Origin of the sequence: Rhodopseudomonas palustris, assembly GCF_003591005.1 — a bacterium.
Lineage (GTDB): Bacteria > Pseudomonadota > Alphaproteobacteria > Rhizobiales > Xanthobacteraceae > Rhodopseudomonas > Rhodopseudomonas palustris_K.
Genome location: NZ_QYYD01000019.1, coordinates 114707 through 130083, shown reverse-complemented (window position 1 = coordinate 130083; position 15377 = coordinate 114707). Strand labels below are relative to the sequence as shown.

Sequence of the window (15377 nt, the reverse complement as noted above, 5' to 3'; positions counted from 1 at the left end):
GCGGCCTTGCGCGCTCACCTTCATCCCGCCCCATCGCCCCCCGCGGTGCCAGTGGGGGCGGCGGCCAATAATAGTGGCGGGCCCCGCCTACTAAATCTGGGGGGCGGCTCCGCTTTTGGGCGCCCCCGTGACCATGGCGATCCACGATCTGGCGCAATCGACCGCAGATCTCCACGACGGGCTCAAGCGCGGCCACTACACCACCGTGGCGGAGAAGCTGAAGCTGATCCACGACGGCGTGCGCGGGCTGCGGACCGAACTCGACCTGCGCAGCGACTCGAGCTGGGGCAAGCGCCTCGCGGCGATCCGGGTCGACACGTCCGCCGCGCTGAAGTCTGAGATCGAGAGCGTGCCCGGCCGGGTCCGCCGCCTGCTGCGGCAGCGGCCCGACAAGGAGGTCACCGCCAACAGCCGGATCGACCAGCTCGAGGTCGACGAAGCCGCAGCGCTGATCGATTTCACCGCGATCTGCCGCAACTACGCCAGCGAGCTTGCCATCAATGAGATGACGCTGCGGACCTATTCGGAGCTGCAGCAATATGTCGAGAAGGCGATCGCCGCCCTTGTCGAGTCGCTGCGCGGCTGCGACCCGCGGGTGAGGTCGTTCCGGCACATGCAGGCGCTGGCTGCGATCCGGTTCTGCGAGGTGCTGTTCGGCCACGACTACGCGCAGCTGATGCGTCGGGCGGTGGAAAGCGCGATGGTCGTCGTCGAGCGCAAGCCGGCACGCGCGGGATGATTCCGACCCCTTGATTCATATCAAGATTTGAGCGTTGCAGTGCCGTATCCCGGTGTCGCAAATGTCAATTGCGCCGCTGGTCCCGCCATGGTGTAACGCGGCCGGCTTCATCGGCGCCGCAGCTTTGGCGCTGGCGCTTTTCATCCGGAACCTTCCACGCATGTCGTCCTGGTTTGTGTTCGCGATCATGACGGCCATCGCGGTGTTCGCGGTGCTGTGGCCGCTCGGGCGCGGGGCCGGACGGCGCGAGGGCAGCGAGGCGGCGGTCTACAAGGACCAGCTGGCGGAGGTCGACCGCGACGCGCAGATCGGGCTGATCGGTCCGGCGGAAGCGGCGGCGGCCCGGGTCGAGATCGGCCGGCGGCTGCTCGCCAGCGCCGATACCGAGCGCACTGCGCCGGCGACCTCGCGGCGCGGCTGGCGGCGCGGCGTTGCGGTGCTGGCGCTGCTGGGCCTGCCGTTGCTGGCACTCGTGGTGTATCTGCCGATCGGTTCGCCGATGATGGTGGACGTTCCATTGGCGGAGCGCACCAAGACGGCGAGCGCGTCGCAGCCGCTGGAAAACCTGGTGGCGCAGGTCGAGGCGCACCTGGAGAAGAACCCCACTGATGGTCGCGGCTGGACCGTGTTGGCCCCGGTGCTGAGCAAGCTCGGTCGGCTTGATGATGCAGCGCGGGCCTATCGCAATGCTCTGACCTATGCGGGCGACACCGCTGAGCGCCATGCCGATCTCGGCGAGGTGCTGGCGATGGCCGCCGGCGGTGTCGTCACCGCCGAGGCGAAATCCGAATTCGAACGCGCGGTGGCGATGAACGCCGACGACGTCAAGGCGCGCTACTTCCTCGGCCTCGCGGCCGAGCAGGATGGCCGGCCGAAGGACGCCGCCGCGATGTGGCGCGCGATGCTGGACAAGGCGCCGGCCGACGCGCCGTGGCGGCCGATGCTGCAGGCGCAGGTGGCGCGGGTCGACGGCACGCCGCTGCCGGCGCTGCCCGACGAGACCATCGCGTCGGCCAAGGAGATGAGCGAGGCCGATCGCAGTGCGATGATCCGCGGCATGGTCGATCGCCTCGCGACGCGCTTGAAGCAGAACGGCGACGATGTCGAAGGATGGCTGCGCCTGGTGCGCGCCTATATGGTGCTCGGCGACGCCGACAAGGCCAAGAGCGCGCAGGCCGAGGCGCGGCAGGCGGTGGCCGGCAATGCCGAGCGGCTGAAGCAGCTCAACGAGGGGCTCAAGACCCTCGGGCTCGACGGGTAAGGGCGGACTCCAATGCGCATGCGATATTCCGACAGAATTGTCCGGCAAGCATGGCGCGGGAGCGACGCGTGCCATTCCGGCGCCGGGACAAGGATCGACCAATGACGCGGAAGCAGCGGCGATTGCTGATGATCGGCGGCGCGGGCGTGGTGCTGGCGATTGCGGTCGGGCTGGTACTCAACGCGCTACGCGGCTCGATCGTGTTCTTCTCGACCCCCAAGATGGTGTTCGAACAGCATATCGGCGTCGGCAAGCGCTTCCGGCTCGGCGGCGTGGTCGAGCCCGGCTCGCTGCATCGCGGCGATCATCTTGCGGTGTCGTTCAAGGTTGCGGACGGCGAGGCCGCTGTGCCGGTGGCGTTCAAGGGCATCCTGCCGGACCTGTTCCGCGAAGGGCAGGGCGTGGTCGCCGAGGGTGCACTCGACAATACCGGCGTGTTCAAGGCCGACACGGTGCTGGCCAAGCACGACGAGACCTACATGCCGAAGGAAGTCGCCGACGCGCTGAAGAAACAGGGCCACTGGAAGGACGACTACGAGAAGAAGGCGCCCGGCGCCGCCTCCGCCAGCGCCGCGGAGCCCGCCAAGTGATCGCCGAGGCCGGGCACTACGCGCTGGTGCTGGCGCTGGCGCTGGCGCTGATCCAGTCGACGGTGCCGATCCTCGGCGCAAGGCTGAACGACGGCGGCCTGATGAACGTGGCGCGCTCCAGCGCGCTGGCGCAGTTCGCCTTCGTCGGGCTGTCGTTCGCCGCACTGGTGTGGCTCAACGTCACCTCCGACTTCTCGGTGGTGAACGTCTACGAGAATTCGCATTCGGCCAAGCCGCTGCTCTACAAGATCACCGGCGTGTGGGGAAACCACGAAGGCTCGATGCTGCTGTGGGTCGCGATTCTGGCGCTGTTCGGCGGCCTCGTCGCGCTGTTCGGCAACAATTTGCCGCTGTCGCTGCGCGCCCATGTGCTGGCGGTGCAGGCGTGGATCGCCAGCGCGTTCTATCTGTTCATCCTGATCACCTCGAATCCGTTTTTGCGGATTCCCAATCCGCCGATCGAGGGCCGCGACCTCAACCCGGTGCTGCAGGACATCGGGCTCGCGGTGCATCCGCCGTTGCTCTACCTCGGCTATGTCGGGTTCTCGATCTCGTTTTCGTTCGCCGCCGCGGCGCTGATCGAAGGCCGGCTCGACGCCGCCTGGGCGCGCTGGGTGCGGCCGTGGACGCTGATGGCGTGGATCTTCCTGACGCTCGGCATCGCGATGGGCTCGTACTGGGCCTACTACGAACTCGGCTGGGGCGGCTGGTGGTTCTGGGACCCGGTCGAGAACGCCTCGCTGATGCCGTGGCTCGCCGGCACCGCACTGCTGCACTCCGCGCTGGTGATGGAGAAGCGCAACGCGCTGAAGGTCTGGACCATCCTGTTATCGATCCTGACCTTCTCGCTGTCGCTGCTCGGCACCTTCCTGGTGCGCTCCGGCGTGCTGACATCGGTGCATGCGTTTGCCACCGATCCGTCCCGCGGCGTGTTCATCCTGATGATCCTGTGCGTGTTCATCGGCGGCAGCCTCGCGCTATTCGCCTGGCGCGCATCGTCGCTCAAGCAGGGCGGACTATTCGCGCCGATCTCGCGCGAAGGCGCGCTGGTGTTGAACAATCTGTTCCTCACCACCGCATGCGCCACGGTGTTCGTCGGCACGTTGTATCCGCTGGCGCTGGAAGTCGTCAGCGGCGACAAGATCTCGGTCGGCGCGCCGTTCTTCAATCTCACCTTCGGCCCGCTGATGGTGCCGTTGATGCTGGCGGTGCCGTTCGGGCCGCTGCTGGCGTGGAAGCGCGGCGATCTGCTCGGCGCGGCGCAGCGGCTGATTGCTGCCGGCGTGGTCGCGCTGGTCGGGATCGCTTTCGTGTTCGCGTGGACGACCGGAGGTGCGGTGCTGGCGCCGCTGGCGATCGGGCTAGCGGTGTTCGTCATTGTCGGCGCGCTGGTCGACATCGTCGAGCGTATCGGTCTGCTGCGCAATCCCCCGGCGATCGCCTGGCGCCGCGCCAGCGGCCTGCCGCGCTCGTCCTGGGGCACGATGTTCGCGCATGCCGGGCTCGGCGTGGCGCTGATCGGCATCGTCTGCGAGACCACCTGGAACAGCGAGCACATCGCCGCGATGAAGGAAGGCGATGCCGCGCGGCTCGCCGGCTACGAGTTGAAATTTGAAGGGGCGGTGCAGCGCCAGGGACCGAACTATCGCGAATTGCAGACCGTGTTCGCGGTCAGCCAGGCCGGCAAGCCGATCGGCGTGCTGACGCCGTCGAAACGCAGCTTCTCGACCCGTGGCACCTCGACGACCGAGGCGGCTTTGATGAGCCGTGGCTTCAGCCAGCTCTACGTGTCGCTCGGCGATATCAACGCCGAGGGCGCCGTGACGGTGCGGATCTATCACAAGCCGCTGGTGCTGCTGATCTGGTACGGCCCGCTGCTGATGGCGCTGGGCGGCCTGCTGTCGCTGTCCGACCGCCGGCTCCGCGTCGGCGCGCCGAAGCCCGCCAAGCCGCAGCGCGCGCTGCAGCCGGCGGAGTAGGGCGATGCGCAAGCTGATCGCCGCGCTCGGGATCGTCCTCGCTGTCGCGCTCGCCGCGCCGCTCGCTCACGCGGTGCAGCCCGACGAGGTGATGGCCGATCCGGCCAAGGAAGCCCGGGCCCGCGAGCTGTCGCGCGAACTGCGCTGCATGGTCTGCCAGAACCAGTCGATCGACGATTCCGACGCGACACTCGCCAAGGATCTGCGGCTGCTGGTCCGCGAGCGGATCGCCGCCGGCGACAGCAACAAGCAGGTGCTCGACTATCTGGTCGCGCGCTACGGCGAGTTCGTGCTGCTGAAGCCGCGGTTCGAAGCGCACACGCTGGTGCTGTGGCTGGTCCCACCGCTGGTGCTACTCGGCGGCGGGCTTGGGCTGTGGCTGCATATCAGGCGACGCGGCCGCGCCGCTGAGGCCGCGACCGAGGCCCCGGTGCCGCTAAGCACCGAAGAGCAGGCGCGGCTGCAGCGGTTGCTCAATGATCCTGCCGAAGCCGGTAGCAGCTGACACTCTGCAGCCAGAACGTATCGTGTGAGTAGCTGAGCCTTAGGCGGCCGGGTTCAACAACACCCACAGCCGCGCGATCCTGCCATCGACAATCTCCGCGACGTCGGCCCCGGTCACAGCCACGGGGCCGTTTTTCGGGCCCGCCTGCCAGGCGAGATGTGCGAGGCCGTGGTGTCCGACAGCCGAGCCGGTCGGCATGAAGGCGAAGTCGGTGCCGAAGCGTTCGAGCAGTTGTCCTGCGATCCGCGAGATTTCGGCGCGGCCGTGCACCACGGCATCGGGTTCGAACATCGTCGGCTCGGCGACGTAGAGTTCGTCGAGGGCAGTTGCGCGCGCGGCGGGATCGCGTTCGTTGAAGACGCGTTGAAGATTCGATCGCAGTAGATGATCGTAGTCGCTGTTTGACATGTTCGTTCTCCCTGCATCCGCTTTAGCATCGTCAGACCTGAGCCTGTCCGCCATCGACGAACAGTTCGATGCCGTTGACGAAGCTGGAATCGTCGGAGGCGAGGAATACGGCGGCCTTGGCGATCTCGTCCGGATCGCCGACGCGCCCCATCGGGACTCGTGACGCCAAGTAGTCCAGCAGGCCTTGTTGCTGGGCCGCGTCCGGGCCGGCGAGGTCGACCAAGCCCGGCGTCCTGGTGGCGCCCGGGCTGAGCGTGTTGATGCGGATGTGGCGGTCCTTGAGATCGAGGATCCAGTTGCGCGCGAACGAGCGGACTGCGGCCTTGGAGGCCGCGTAGACGCTGAACGCCGCGGTCCCTTCGGTGCCCGCGGTCGATCCGGTCAGAATGACCGATGCGCCGTCGCGCAGCAGCGGCAACGCCTTCTGCACGGTGAACAGCACGCCTTTGACGTTGCGATCGAACGTGTCGGTGTATTGCTGCTCGGTGATCTCGCCGAGCGGCAGCATCGATCCGCCGCCGGCATTGGCGAACAGCACGTCGATGCCGCCGGCTTCGGCCTTCACCCGCTGAAACAGCAGATCGAGATCAGCGAGCTTCGATGCATCGGCCTGCACTCCGATCGCGCTCTTGCCGATCGCCGCGACCGCCGCATCCAGCTCCGCCTTGCGGCGTCCGGTGACGAAGACCCGGGCCCCCTCGGCTGCAAAACGCTTCGCTGTCGCCAGTCCGATACCGCTCGTGCCGCCGGTGACGACAGCGACCTTTCCATTGAGTTTCTGAGCCATGGCGCTCTCCTTTTGCTGACGAGAGAGAGGATGGCGCGGGGACCATCATTTCGATATAGCAACGATTGAAAAGTATCGTTGCAGGAATGTCGATGTCGATTTCGAAGCTTCCGGACTTTGAGGGGCTGGCCTTGTTGGCCAAGGTGGCGGAAGAGCGGTCGTTCGCCGGCGCGGCGCGGTCGCTCAATCTGTCGGTTGCCACAGTGTCGCGCGGCATCTCCCGGCTCGAGCTTCGCCTCGGCGCGCAGGTCTTCAACCGCAGTTCGCGGAAGATGACGCTGACAGATTTTGGCCGGCGGCTGGCCGAGCGCGCGTCGCGCGTGCTGGCGGAAGCCGAGCAGGCGGAAAGCGCCGCTCGCGAACTCTCCAGTCAGCCGCGTGGCACGGTCAACCTCGCCGTGCCGATGTCGTTCGGCTTGCGTGAACTCAGCCCGATCCTTCCGCAATTCATTCGGAAGTATCCTGAGATCACGCTGAACCTGCATCTCAGCGACGCGGCGGTTGATCTGATTGGCGAAGGCTACGACGCCGCGTTGCGCATTGCCGCGCTGCCTGACTCGTCGCTGATCGCCCGGCGCTTGCGGCCGATGAGCCGCTATCTCGTCGCCTCGCCGGCTTACATCAAGCGCAATGGCCGCCCGCAATCGCCCTCGGAGCTGAACGCTCACCATTGCCTCGGGTACACTTACCGGGCCCGCACAGGCACTTGGCAATTCACCCACACCGATGGGCAGGTCGCCTCGGTCACACCGGTTGGTCCGTTTTCGGTGAACAATATCGACGCGCTGGTACCAGCGTTGCTCGACGGCCTCGGAATCGCCGAGCTGCCCTCATTCGTCGCCGATCCCTATGTGACCGACCGCCGCCTCGAAATTCTGCTCCCCGATTGGCGCTTGCCCGGAGGCGGGTTGTACTTCGTCACACCCAGCGCCCGCGTTCGCCCAGCCCGCATCGACGTGCTGGGTGAGTTTTTGGCCGAGCATCTGTCCGGGGCGCGCAGGCTGAGGGAATGAAGAAGGCCGCAAAGGATCGACGGCGATCAGTAACGAGAGGAGCGGATGGGGATGGCCTTGAGCGCTCTTCAATCTTGAATTCGACCAAAGTCAGCGCGCGCTGCGCCGCTCCCTATGATTGTGTAGCCGGCAAATTTGAAGCTTTTTCCAGCAAGAATTGTCTGTTGACATTTGTTAACAACGCTATAGATTCGAGTGGTCGGCATGTCAGTGAGGCCGCGACACCCCAACAAAGAAGTTGAAGCCGCGGTCGCGGCGGCCGAAGCCAAGGGGTGGCGATGGCGAAAGATGGGGCATTGGGGCCGGCTGTTCTGTCCACGCGCTGATCAGGATGGATGTCAGGTCGGAGTCAACAGCACGCCGCGTCATCCCGAAGACCATGCGAAACAAATAGCCCGAGCTGTCGATCGTTGCCTGCACGGTAAGGAGGACACTCATGAAAAAGTTTGAGTTCAGCATCATCGCGTCTGGCCTTGATCCGGAGGCGGACGATTTCGAGCAGCGCTTCTATGACGCGGGCTGTGACGATGCGACGATCTCGTTTCAGAAAGGACGCATCATCGTCGACTTCGCGCGTAAAGCTGAGTCCATCTCTGCCGCTATCTCGTCGGCCGTCGCGGACGTCAAAGCCGCCGGCGCGACCATCGACAGGGTCGAGCCTGACCCGCTGGTCTCCTTGTCCGACATCGCTGCGCGTACCGGCCTCAGCCGCGCCGCTGTCACGCAGTACGCGAAAGGGCAGCGCCGGGACAACTTCCCGTCCCCAGTGGCGCGGGTCACCTCGGACAGTCCGCTATGGCAATGGTCCGAGATCACCCGGTGGCTATTCAAGCACGAGAAAATCGCAAGGGACGTTGCCATCGACGCGGAGGCCGTCAGAATCGCCAATGCAGAGATCCAATGCCGAAAGATTGGATTGGAGAAGGCGCTTCGCGATCAGATAGCCCGCTATGAGGATGAGCTGAAGGCCTCGTAAACTTGGCTCCGCCATGATCGAACAGGGATAAAGCATCTTTTGGGCGTCGACCTTTCAATCGCCTCGGCGTCGTGTTCTTCACCCTAAGGAACTATCGACCCGCGTCCACCGTTGCCGGTTATCCAGTTTGACGGATGAGGGGCGATGTCTGGCTATCAGGTCACTAGGTCCGCGCGCGGCTCGCGGTTGCAGGGGATGAGTCTCGGGCGTGTGGCGCTGATCATCGCGTTCTCCGCGGCGGCCAACCGGTTGCTGCCGCGCCCGGCGGAACTGCAGGGGTACGGTCGTGACCTGAGCTCTCGCGGCCGACAGATCGGCCACGAAGGGCAGAACGATCAGTTCGAGTCGCCTGCTGACGATGCCCAGGCTGCCGCGCCGGAGCGCGGCGATCGCGGCCGCGCGGCTTCCGCACCGTCGGAGATTCCGCTGCGCGGCTGGAAGGACATCCTGCTGCGGGTGTTTCAGAACATCTCGGCCCACCGCATCATGTCGCTGGCAGCGGGTGTGACGTATTACAGCCTGCTGGCGATCTTCCCGGCGCTGGCCGCGCTGGTGGCGATTTACGGCGTGTTCTCCGATGCGTCGAGCATCGCCAAACACCTCGACCAGTTCAGCGGATTTCTGCCCGGCGGGGCGATCGACGTCGCCCGCGATCAGTTGACGCGGGTGGCGTCGAAAGGCGCCGAGACGCTCGGTTTCGCCTTCGCCATCGGCCTGGTGATTTCGCTGTGGAGCGCCAATGCCGCTGTGAAGTCGCTGTTCGATACGCTCAACATCGTCTACCGGGAGGAGGAGAAGCGCAGCTTCATTCAGCTCAACGCGGTTTCGCTGTGTTTCACGCTGGGCGGTATCGTGCTCGCGGTGGCGGCGCTGACGTCGATCGTCATCGTCCCGGTCGTGCTGGAGTGGGTCGGGCTCTCGAATTTCGGCGATCTGTTACTGCGGATCGGGCGCTGGCCGGTGATGCTGCTGGTGCTCGCGCTGGCCCTGGCGGTGGTCTATCGCTACGGGCCGAGCCGCGAAGCGCCGCGGTGGCGTTGGATCTCGTGGGGAAGCGGCATCGCGGCTGTTTTCTGGCTGCTGGCGTCGGGGCTGTTCTCGTTCTATGCGGCCAATTTCGGCAACTACAACGAGACCTACGGTTCGCTCGGCGCCGTGATCGGCTTCATGACGTGGATGTGGATCTCGGCCATCGTCATCCTGCTCGGCGCTGAACTCGACGCCGAGATGGAGCACCAAACCGCCCGCGATACGACGACCGGTCACCCGCGGCCGATCGGCACGCGAGGCGCCCGCGTCGCCGACAGCGTCGGCCCGGCGCAAGGCTGAGCGCTGGGCCTTACCTCATCATCCGCATCAGATGCTCGGTCGGCATCATGTTGGCGTTCAGATGCCCCATGATCCAGATCGAGCCGCCGACCACCAGCACCACGATCAGCGTGCCGAAGGCCAGTGCCAGCACGTTGTTGGTGTTGTCCGGGCCGGTGGTGAGGTGAAGGAAGAACACCAACTGGACACCCATCTGGGCGATCGCCAGCACGCCGAGCGCGACCGGGATGCTCGGTTGCCAGACGAGGTCGGTGCCGGCGATGAAGAACGAGGTCGCAGTCAGCAGCAGCGACAGGCCGAGGCCGGCGACATAGCCCCACACCCTCGAAGCGACTCGAACCTCGCCCTCGTCGCCGGGCGCGACATCGGTGGTGTGGTGGATGTCATGGAGTTGCGGCTCGCTCATGCGCGGCTCCCGAGCAGATACACCATCGAGAAAATGGCCACCCAGATGATGTCGAGGGCGTGCCAGAACAACGCGAAGCAAAGCAGCCGGCGCTGAATGTCGGCGCGGAAGCCCTTGGCATAGACCTGCGCCATCATCGTCAGCAGCCATAGCAGGCCGGCGGACACGTGCAGGCCGTGGCAGCCGACCAGCGTGAAGAACGCCGATAGAAACGCGCTGCGGCTCGGGCCGGCGTCGCGCGCGATCAGGTCGGCAAACTCACGCACTTCCATCGCGATGAAGCAGGCACCAAGGGTCGCGGTCGCCAGCATCGCCAGCTGAAACCAGCGCTGGCTCTTGACGTCCGCCGCGATGCTGGCCAGTCCGCAGGCGAAGCTCGAAAACAGCAGCAGCAGCGTCTCGATCGCCGCATTGCGCCAGTCGAACAGTTGCGCGCCAGTTGGCCCACCCGCGGTCGCGCCGGACAGCACCGCATAGGCGGCGAAGAAGCAGGCGAACATGATGATGTCGGACAGCAGGAAGATCCAGAAGCCGTAACCGGTGACGATCCGCTTCGGTGCCGGGCCGGTCTGCTCCGAGGCGGCCTGCAGGCCGCGGAGATGGTGCGGGTCCGAATGCCCGTGCGAGAGCGCGGCGTCGGTCATGCCGGGCTTCCGGCCAGCTTCAGCGCCTCGCGGCGCTCTTGCCGATTCTGGGCGTCGATGCGTGCCACCTCATCGGCCGCAATGACGTAGTCCTCGCGGTCGCGCCAGGCGAACGCCACGAAGGTGGCGAACGCGCCGACGAGTCCGAGTCCGACCATCCACCAGATGTGCCAGATCAGTGCAAAGCCGGTGAGCGTGGCGAAGAACGCGCAGACGAAACCGGTCGGCGAGTTGCGCGGCATCTCGATGTCCCGGTAGGCCTGCTTTGGCTGCTCTTCGCCGTGTTCGCGCGCGGTTGCCTTGGCGGTCCAGTACGCGTCCTCTCCGGTGACGTCCGGATAGACCGCGAAGTTGAACACCGGCGGCGGTGACGCCGTCGCCCATTCCAGCGAGCGGCCATCCCAGGGATCGCCGGTGTGGTCGCGCAGTTGCTCGCGTCGGCGGATGCTGACGACGAACTGCACGAGCTGCAGCATCACGCCGATCGCGATGATTGCGGTGCCGATGCCGGCGGCAATCATCCACGGCCGCCATTCCGGGATGTCGTAGTGCTGCATCCGCCGCGTCATCCCCATCAGGCCGGCAACGTAGAGCGGCACGAAGGTGACGTAGAAGCCGGCGAGGGTGAACCAGAACGCCGCCTTGCCGAGCCCCTCGTGCAGGCGGAAGCCGAACGCTTTTGGAAACCAGTAGGTGTAGCCGGCGAAGGCGCCAAACAGCACGCCGCCGATGATCACGTTGTGGAAGTGGGCGACGAGAAACAGGCTGTTGTGCAGCATGAAGTCGGCCGGTGGCACCGCCAGCAGCACGCCGGTGAGACCGCCGAGGATGAAGGTGATCATGAAGCCGACCGCCCACAGCATTGGTGTTTCGAACCGCACCCGGCCGCCATACATCGTGAACAGCCAATTGTAGATCTTCACGCCGGTCGGCACCGCGATGATCATGCTGGCGATGCCGAACACGGCATTGACCGTGGCGCCGGCCCCCATGGTGAAGAAGTGATGCAGCCATACCATGAATGAAATGATGCAGATGGCCATGGTGGCCAGGACCATCGAGCGATAACCGAACAGCGGCTTGCTGGAGAAGGTCGACGCCACTTCCGAGAACACGCCGAACGCCGGTAGCACCAGGATGTAGACCTCCGGATGACCCCACGCCCAGATCAGGTTCATGAACATCATCATGTTGCCGCCGGCTTCATTGGTGAAGAAATGGAAGCCGAGATAGCGGTCGAGCAGCAGCATGGTCAATGTGGCAGTGAGGATGGGAAACGCGGCGACGATCAAAAGGCACGAGGCCAGCGTGGTCCAGCAGAACATCGGCATGCGCAGATAGGTCATGCCCTTGGTGCGCAGCTTGAGAACGGTGGTGACCAGATTGATGCCGGCCACCAGCGTGCCGATGCCCGATATCTGAATCGCCCATAAGTAATAGTCGACGCCGACGCCGGGCGAGTAGCTCAGCTCCGACAGCGGCGGGAACGGCAGCCAGCCGGTGCGGGCGAATTCGCCGATCACCAGCGACATATTGATAAGCAGGGCGCCGCTCGCCGTCAGCCAGAATCCGACCGAATTCAGCGTTGGGAATGCCACGTCGCGGACGCCGAGTTGCAGCGGCACGACGAAATTCATCAATCCGATGATGAACGGCATGCCGACGAAGAAGATCATGATCGTGCCGTGCGCGGAGAAGATCTGATTGTAGTGCTCCGGCGGCAGATAGCCCTGGGACTGGAACGCGATCGCCTGCTGCGCCCGCATCATGATCGCGTCGGTGCCGCCGCGCAGCAGCATCACCAGCGCCAGCAGCACGTACATCACGCCGATCCGCTTGTGATCGACGCTGGTGATCCATTCGCGCCAGAGATACGGGAAATCACCTTTGATCCCCGCCCACGCCAGCACGCCAACGATCACGACCAGCACGATCGCCGCAGCGATCAACGGGATAGGTTGATCAATTGGTATGGCCGACCAGTCGAGCTTGCCGAGCATATTGCATTGGCTCCGAAGTTGGCTTGCAGGTAGGGAGGCGCAGCTTCCTTGGATGGCACCGGGCCCGGTTGCGGCGGGATCTTCTGGGTGCTGATGGCTTCGAACAGCAGCGGGTCGCCGAGCCGATAGGTCGGCCGGCCGCTCTCCGTGGTTTGCTTGAACAGTTGTTTGTAGCTGTCGCTATCCAGCACGCGAGCGCTGTTCGCTGTCGCCGCCACCCATTCGGGAAAGGCCAGCGGGGAGACGACGTGGACGTCGAACATCATGTCGGGAAAGCCGTCGCCGCTGAAATGCGACGACAGGCCCTGCAGCGTGCCTTCGTGGTCGGCGCGCAGGTTCAGCCGCGTGACCATGCCGTTCATGGTGTAGATCATGCTGCCGAGCTGCGGGATGAAGAACGCATTCATCACGCTGGCGGAGGTCAGCTCGAATTTGAGTGACGCTCCGACCGGCACGGTGATCGCGTTGATCGTGGCGATGCGCTGGTCCGGATAGATGAACAGCCACTTCCAATCCAGCGAGACGACCTGAATGCGGATCGGGCTGCCCGTTCCCTCGACCGGCGCCGCGGGGTCGAGCTTGTGTGCGCCGATCCAGGTGACGCCGCCGAGCAGCATGATGGTGAGTAGCGGGATCGACCAGACGACAAGTTCGATCTTGCCCGAATAGGCGAAGTCCGGTTGATACCTGGCGCGCGCGTTGCCGGCCCGAAACCAGAAAGCGAAGGCCAGGATCGCCACGATCGTCGGCAGCACGATCGCCAGCATGATCACGACGGAATCGATCAGGATGGTCGAATTTCCGTACGCTACCGGGCCTTTGGGATCAAAGATGTTCATAAGGACGGGCTGTGCATCGGGTTCCCCCGGGAAGACAGCCCGTCAACCGACGGGGTCAGGGTGAGTTCCTGACCCGCTGCACATTATGTCGCACGCGGCACGACGCCGCTGCTTTTCGCGGTTTTCTGCCGAGTCTGGGCGGACCGGTTCAGAACGGCGTAATTTCCATCGGCAGCGGCTGGCCGGCTTTGTGCAGGCCGATCCAGCGATGCAGTTCGGCGACGTGGCCGCTTTCCTCGGCGACGAATTCCTTCGCCAACATCCTGATTTCCGGATTGTCGGTGGTGTCGAGCACGTTCTTGTACCAGTCGTACGCGCCGGTCTCGGCCTCGAGCGCGATCTGCAGCGCGAGGTCACGGCCGATGAACGGATCGGTGCCCCAGATCGCCGCCGTCTCCGGGCTCTCGACGCCGGGCCATTTGAAATCGCCGGCTTCCATCTGCGGAATGTCGCGGAAGCCAGCGCGCGCCTGGGCGTCCGCCTGATGCATTCGCGAGTAGTCGGCGAGCTGGCGAAACAGCTTGGAGACTTCCTTGTTGCCGCAACTGTCCATCGCATCGGCGAGCTGCCCGAACCGCAGCGCCGCTTCCTGTTCGAGGCGAATGGAGTGCGCCAGAAACTCTTCGACCGTTTCCATGTGAGTTGATCCTTCGCTGTTCGGCCGCCGCCGGTGCGACGGCGGCCGTCTTCGTTGGTGACGTGCTCAGGCGTTTTCGGCGGTCTTGGATTCCGAGGCTTTGGATTCCGAGGTCTTGGCGTGCTTCAGTGCCCATTCCTCCTGGGTGATCCAGGCTTCGAGAATGCGGACGTGTTCGGCCTCTTCGCCGACGAATTCCTTGGCGGCGGCGGCGACCTCGGACGACTTGGTGGTGGCCTCGACGGCGCGATAGAATTCGTAGCCGCGACGCTCGCCCTGCAGTGCGGCCTTCAGCGCGCCCAACCGGGTCAACGTAGTGTCGGACGCCCACACGGCGGCGCGTTCCGGCGTGGCGTGATCGGGCCACGCGTAGTCCGGCGGCACGTTCTTGCTGACGTCGATCGCGCCGGCGCGCGCCTTCACTTCCGCCAGATGCAGCCGCGAGAACTCGGCGAGCTGACCGAACAGCTTGGCGACCGGCGCGTTGCCGGCTTCGGCCATCGCCTTGGCGAGGTCGTCGTAATGCGTGGCGGCGTCTTGCTCGACCTTGGCGGCGTAGCTGAAGAAGTCCGGCAGCGAGTTGATCTCCAGGCCGCCTTTGTAATGCGCGGCGGCGGGGGTCACCGCCATCTTCTGCGGTTTGGTCTTGTCGCCTTCAAATTTCACCAGAATGTCTTCGTTGCGCACGAAGGTCTGGCAGGCGAGGCGGTAGCGCGGCGGGATGTCGTTGACTTCGGCGTTGGTAATCTCGTCCTTGGTGATCTTGCCGAGCTGACGCAGGACTTCCTTTTCCTTCTCGGTCAGCGCGACCGCCGACTTCGCCTTCGGATTGAAGTGCTCCACCTGCACCAGGCAGGACCCGCATTCTCCGTCCTGGCAATCGAACGGGATCGGAATCTTGTGGGCCTTTGCGACGGCCAGAATGGTGCCGCGGTCGCCGGCGACGGCATAAACGGTGACGTCCTTCGCCATCACCGGCGAAGAGAAAGTAATGTTGGCCAAGGCGCTCTCCTGTTAGCTACTTATCCTCCGACGCCGCACCCGGCGCCCTCGATCCACGCCTTGGCAAGAAGCAGGCCACGCGAAACAGACCGAAAGATCAGTTAGTTAGAGAGTGCAGAGAGATTGCGCGGCGGGCGCGGCAGATCGTGTTTCCGACAAAATGTCCGAGTGTTGACAAATCCGTGAGCGAGTTGGAGCGCGGATCGCGACCTTCCGCCGCGCTATAATACCGCTGTGTTACAAAACTTTAATTCAGCCGCCA

Annotated in this window: 15 protein-coding genes and 1 pseudogene; 8 read left to right on the top strand and 8 right to left on the bottom strand. The window is 64.9% G+C overall.

Going from position 1 to position 15377, the window contains the following annotated elements:
* From D4Q52_RS18395 to D4Q52_RS18375, 5 genes and pseudogenes are all read left to right on the top strand, one after another.
* Window positions 1–739, top strand: a pseudogene (locus D4Q52_RS18395) (hypothetical protein); the annotation flags it as partial.
* 160 nt (window positions 740–899) lie between these two features.
* A complete protein-coding gene (gene ccmI / locus D4Q52_RS18390) occupies window positions 900–2000 on the top strand; it encodes a c-type cytochrome biogenesis protein CcmI (protein WP_119858034.1) in 1101 nt (366 codons plus the stop codon).
* 101 nt (window positions 2001–2101) lie between these two features.
* Window positions 2102–2590 (top strand): cytochrome c maturation protein CcmE, encoded by a 489-nt coding sequence (gene ccmE, locus D4Q52_RS18385; protein WP_119858017.1) that lies wholly within the window; start codon window positions 2102–2104, stop codon window positions 2588–2590.
* Window positions 2587–4569 (top strand): heme lyase CcmF/NrfE family subunit, encoded by a 1983-nt coding sequence (locus D4Q52_RS18380; protein ID WP_119858016.1) that lies wholly within the window; start codon window positions 2587–2589, stop codon window positions 4567–4569. The genes ccmE and D4Q52_RS18380 overlap by 4 nt, the downstream gene beginning before the upstream one ends.
* 4 nt (window positions 4570–4573) lie before the next feature.
* Complete coding sequence (locus D4Q52_RS18375; protein ID WP_119858015.1) at window positions 4574–5074, top strand: cytochrome c-type biogenesis protein; 501 nt, start codon at window positions 4574–4576, stop codon at window positions 5072–5074.
* 39 nt (window positions 5075–5113) lie between these two features.
* Here D4Q52_RS18375 and D4Q52_RS18370 read toward each other — a convergent pair whose 3' ends face one another.
* Together D4Q52_RS18370 and D4Q52_RS18365 are read right to left on the bottom strand one after the other, a co-directional pair.
* Window positions 5114–5536 (bottom strand): nuclear transport factor 2 family protein, encoded by a 423-nt coding sequence (locus D4Q52_RS18370; protein WP_425328496.1) that lies wholly within the window; start codon window positions 5534–5536, stop codon window positions 5114–5116.
* A complete protein-coding gene (locus D4Q52_RS18365) occupies window positions 5514–6269 on the bottom strand; it encodes an SDR family NAD(P)-dependent oxidoreductase (RefSeq protein ID WP_119858013.1) in 756 nt (251 codons plus the stop codon). Before D4Q52_RS18365 ends, D4Q52_RS18370 begins: the two co-directional genes overlap by 23 nt.
* A gap of 92 nt (window positions 6270–6361) precedes the next feature.
* Between D4Q52_RS18365 and D4Q52_RS18360 the strand changes: the two genes are divergently transcribed.
* From D4Q52_RS18360 to D4Q52_RS18345, 3 genes are all read left to right on the top strand, one after another.
* Window positions 6362–7282, top strand: a complete 921-nt coding sequence (locus D4Q52_RS18360) for a LysR family transcriptional regulator (protein WP_210210147.1) — start codon at window positions 6362–6364, stop codon at window positions 7280–7282.
* 436 nt (window positions 7283–7718) lie between these two features.
* Window positions 7719–8258: a helix-turn-helix transcriptional regulator gene (locus tag D4Q52_RS18350; protein WP_119858012.1), complete on the top strand. Its 540-nt coding sequence runs from the start codon at window positions 7719–7721 to the stop codon at window positions 8256–8258.
* Window positions 8259–8402: 144 nt separating this feature from the next.
* On the top strand, window positions 8403–9587 hold the full coding sequence (locus D4Q52_RS18345) for a YihY/virulence factor BrkB family protein (protein WP_234831242.1): 1185 nt from the start codon (window positions 8403–8405) through the stop codon (window positions 9585–9587).
* A gap of 10 nt (window positions 9588–9597) precedes the next feature.
* Here the strand turns inward: D4Q52_RS18345 and cyoD are convergent, their stop codons facing one another.
* The 6 genes from cyoD to D4Q52_RS18315 form a co-directional block, all read right to left on the bottom strand.
* Window positions 9598–9993, bottom strand: a complete 396-nt coding sequence (gene cyoD, locus D4Q52_RS18340) for a cytochrome o ubiquinol oxidase subunit IV (RefSeq protein ID WP_119858010.1) — start codon at window positions 9991–9993, stop codon at window positions 9598–9600.
* On the bottom strand, window positions 9990–10637 hold the full coding sequence (gene cyoC, locus D4Q52_RS18335; protein WP_119858009.1) for a cytochrome o ubiquinol oxidase subunit III: 648 nt from the start codon (window positions 10635–10637) through the stop codon (window positions 9990–9992). The genes cyoD and cyoC overlap by 4 nt, the downstream gene beginning before the upstream one ends.
* The gene (gene cyoB, locus D4Q52_RS18330; protein WP_119858008.1) at window positions 10634–12637 is read right to left on the bottom strand and encodes a cytochrome o ubiquinol oxidase subunit I; all 2004 of its coding nucleotides are present in this window, start codon (window positions 12635–12637) and stop codon (window positions 10634–10636) included. Before cyoB ends, cyoC begins: the two co-directional genes overlap by 4 nt.
* Window positions 12583–13476 (bottom strand): cytochrome ubiquinol oxidase subunit II, encoded by an 894-nt coding sequence (locus D4Q52_RS18325; protein WP_119858007.1) that lies wholly within the window; start codon window positions 13474–13476, stop codon window positions 12583–12585. The genes cyoB and D4Q52_RS18325 overlap by 55 nt, the downstream gene beginning before the upstream one ends.
* Window positions 13477–13624: 148 nt before the next feature.
* Window positions 13625–14113 (bottom strand): ferritin-like domain-containing protein, encoded by a 489-nt coding sequence (locus tag D4Q52_RS18320; RefSeq protein WP_119858006.1) that lies wholly within the window; start codon window positions 14111–14113, stop codon window positions 13625–13627.
* Window positions 14114–14179: 66 nt separating this feature from the next.
* Entirely contained in the window at window positions 14180–15115 is a 936-nt protein-coding gene (locus D4Q52_RS18315; RefSeq protein ID WP_119858005.1) for a 2Fe-2S iron-sulfur cluster-binding protein, read from the bottom strand.
* Window positions 15116–15377: the final 262 nt, after the last annotated feature.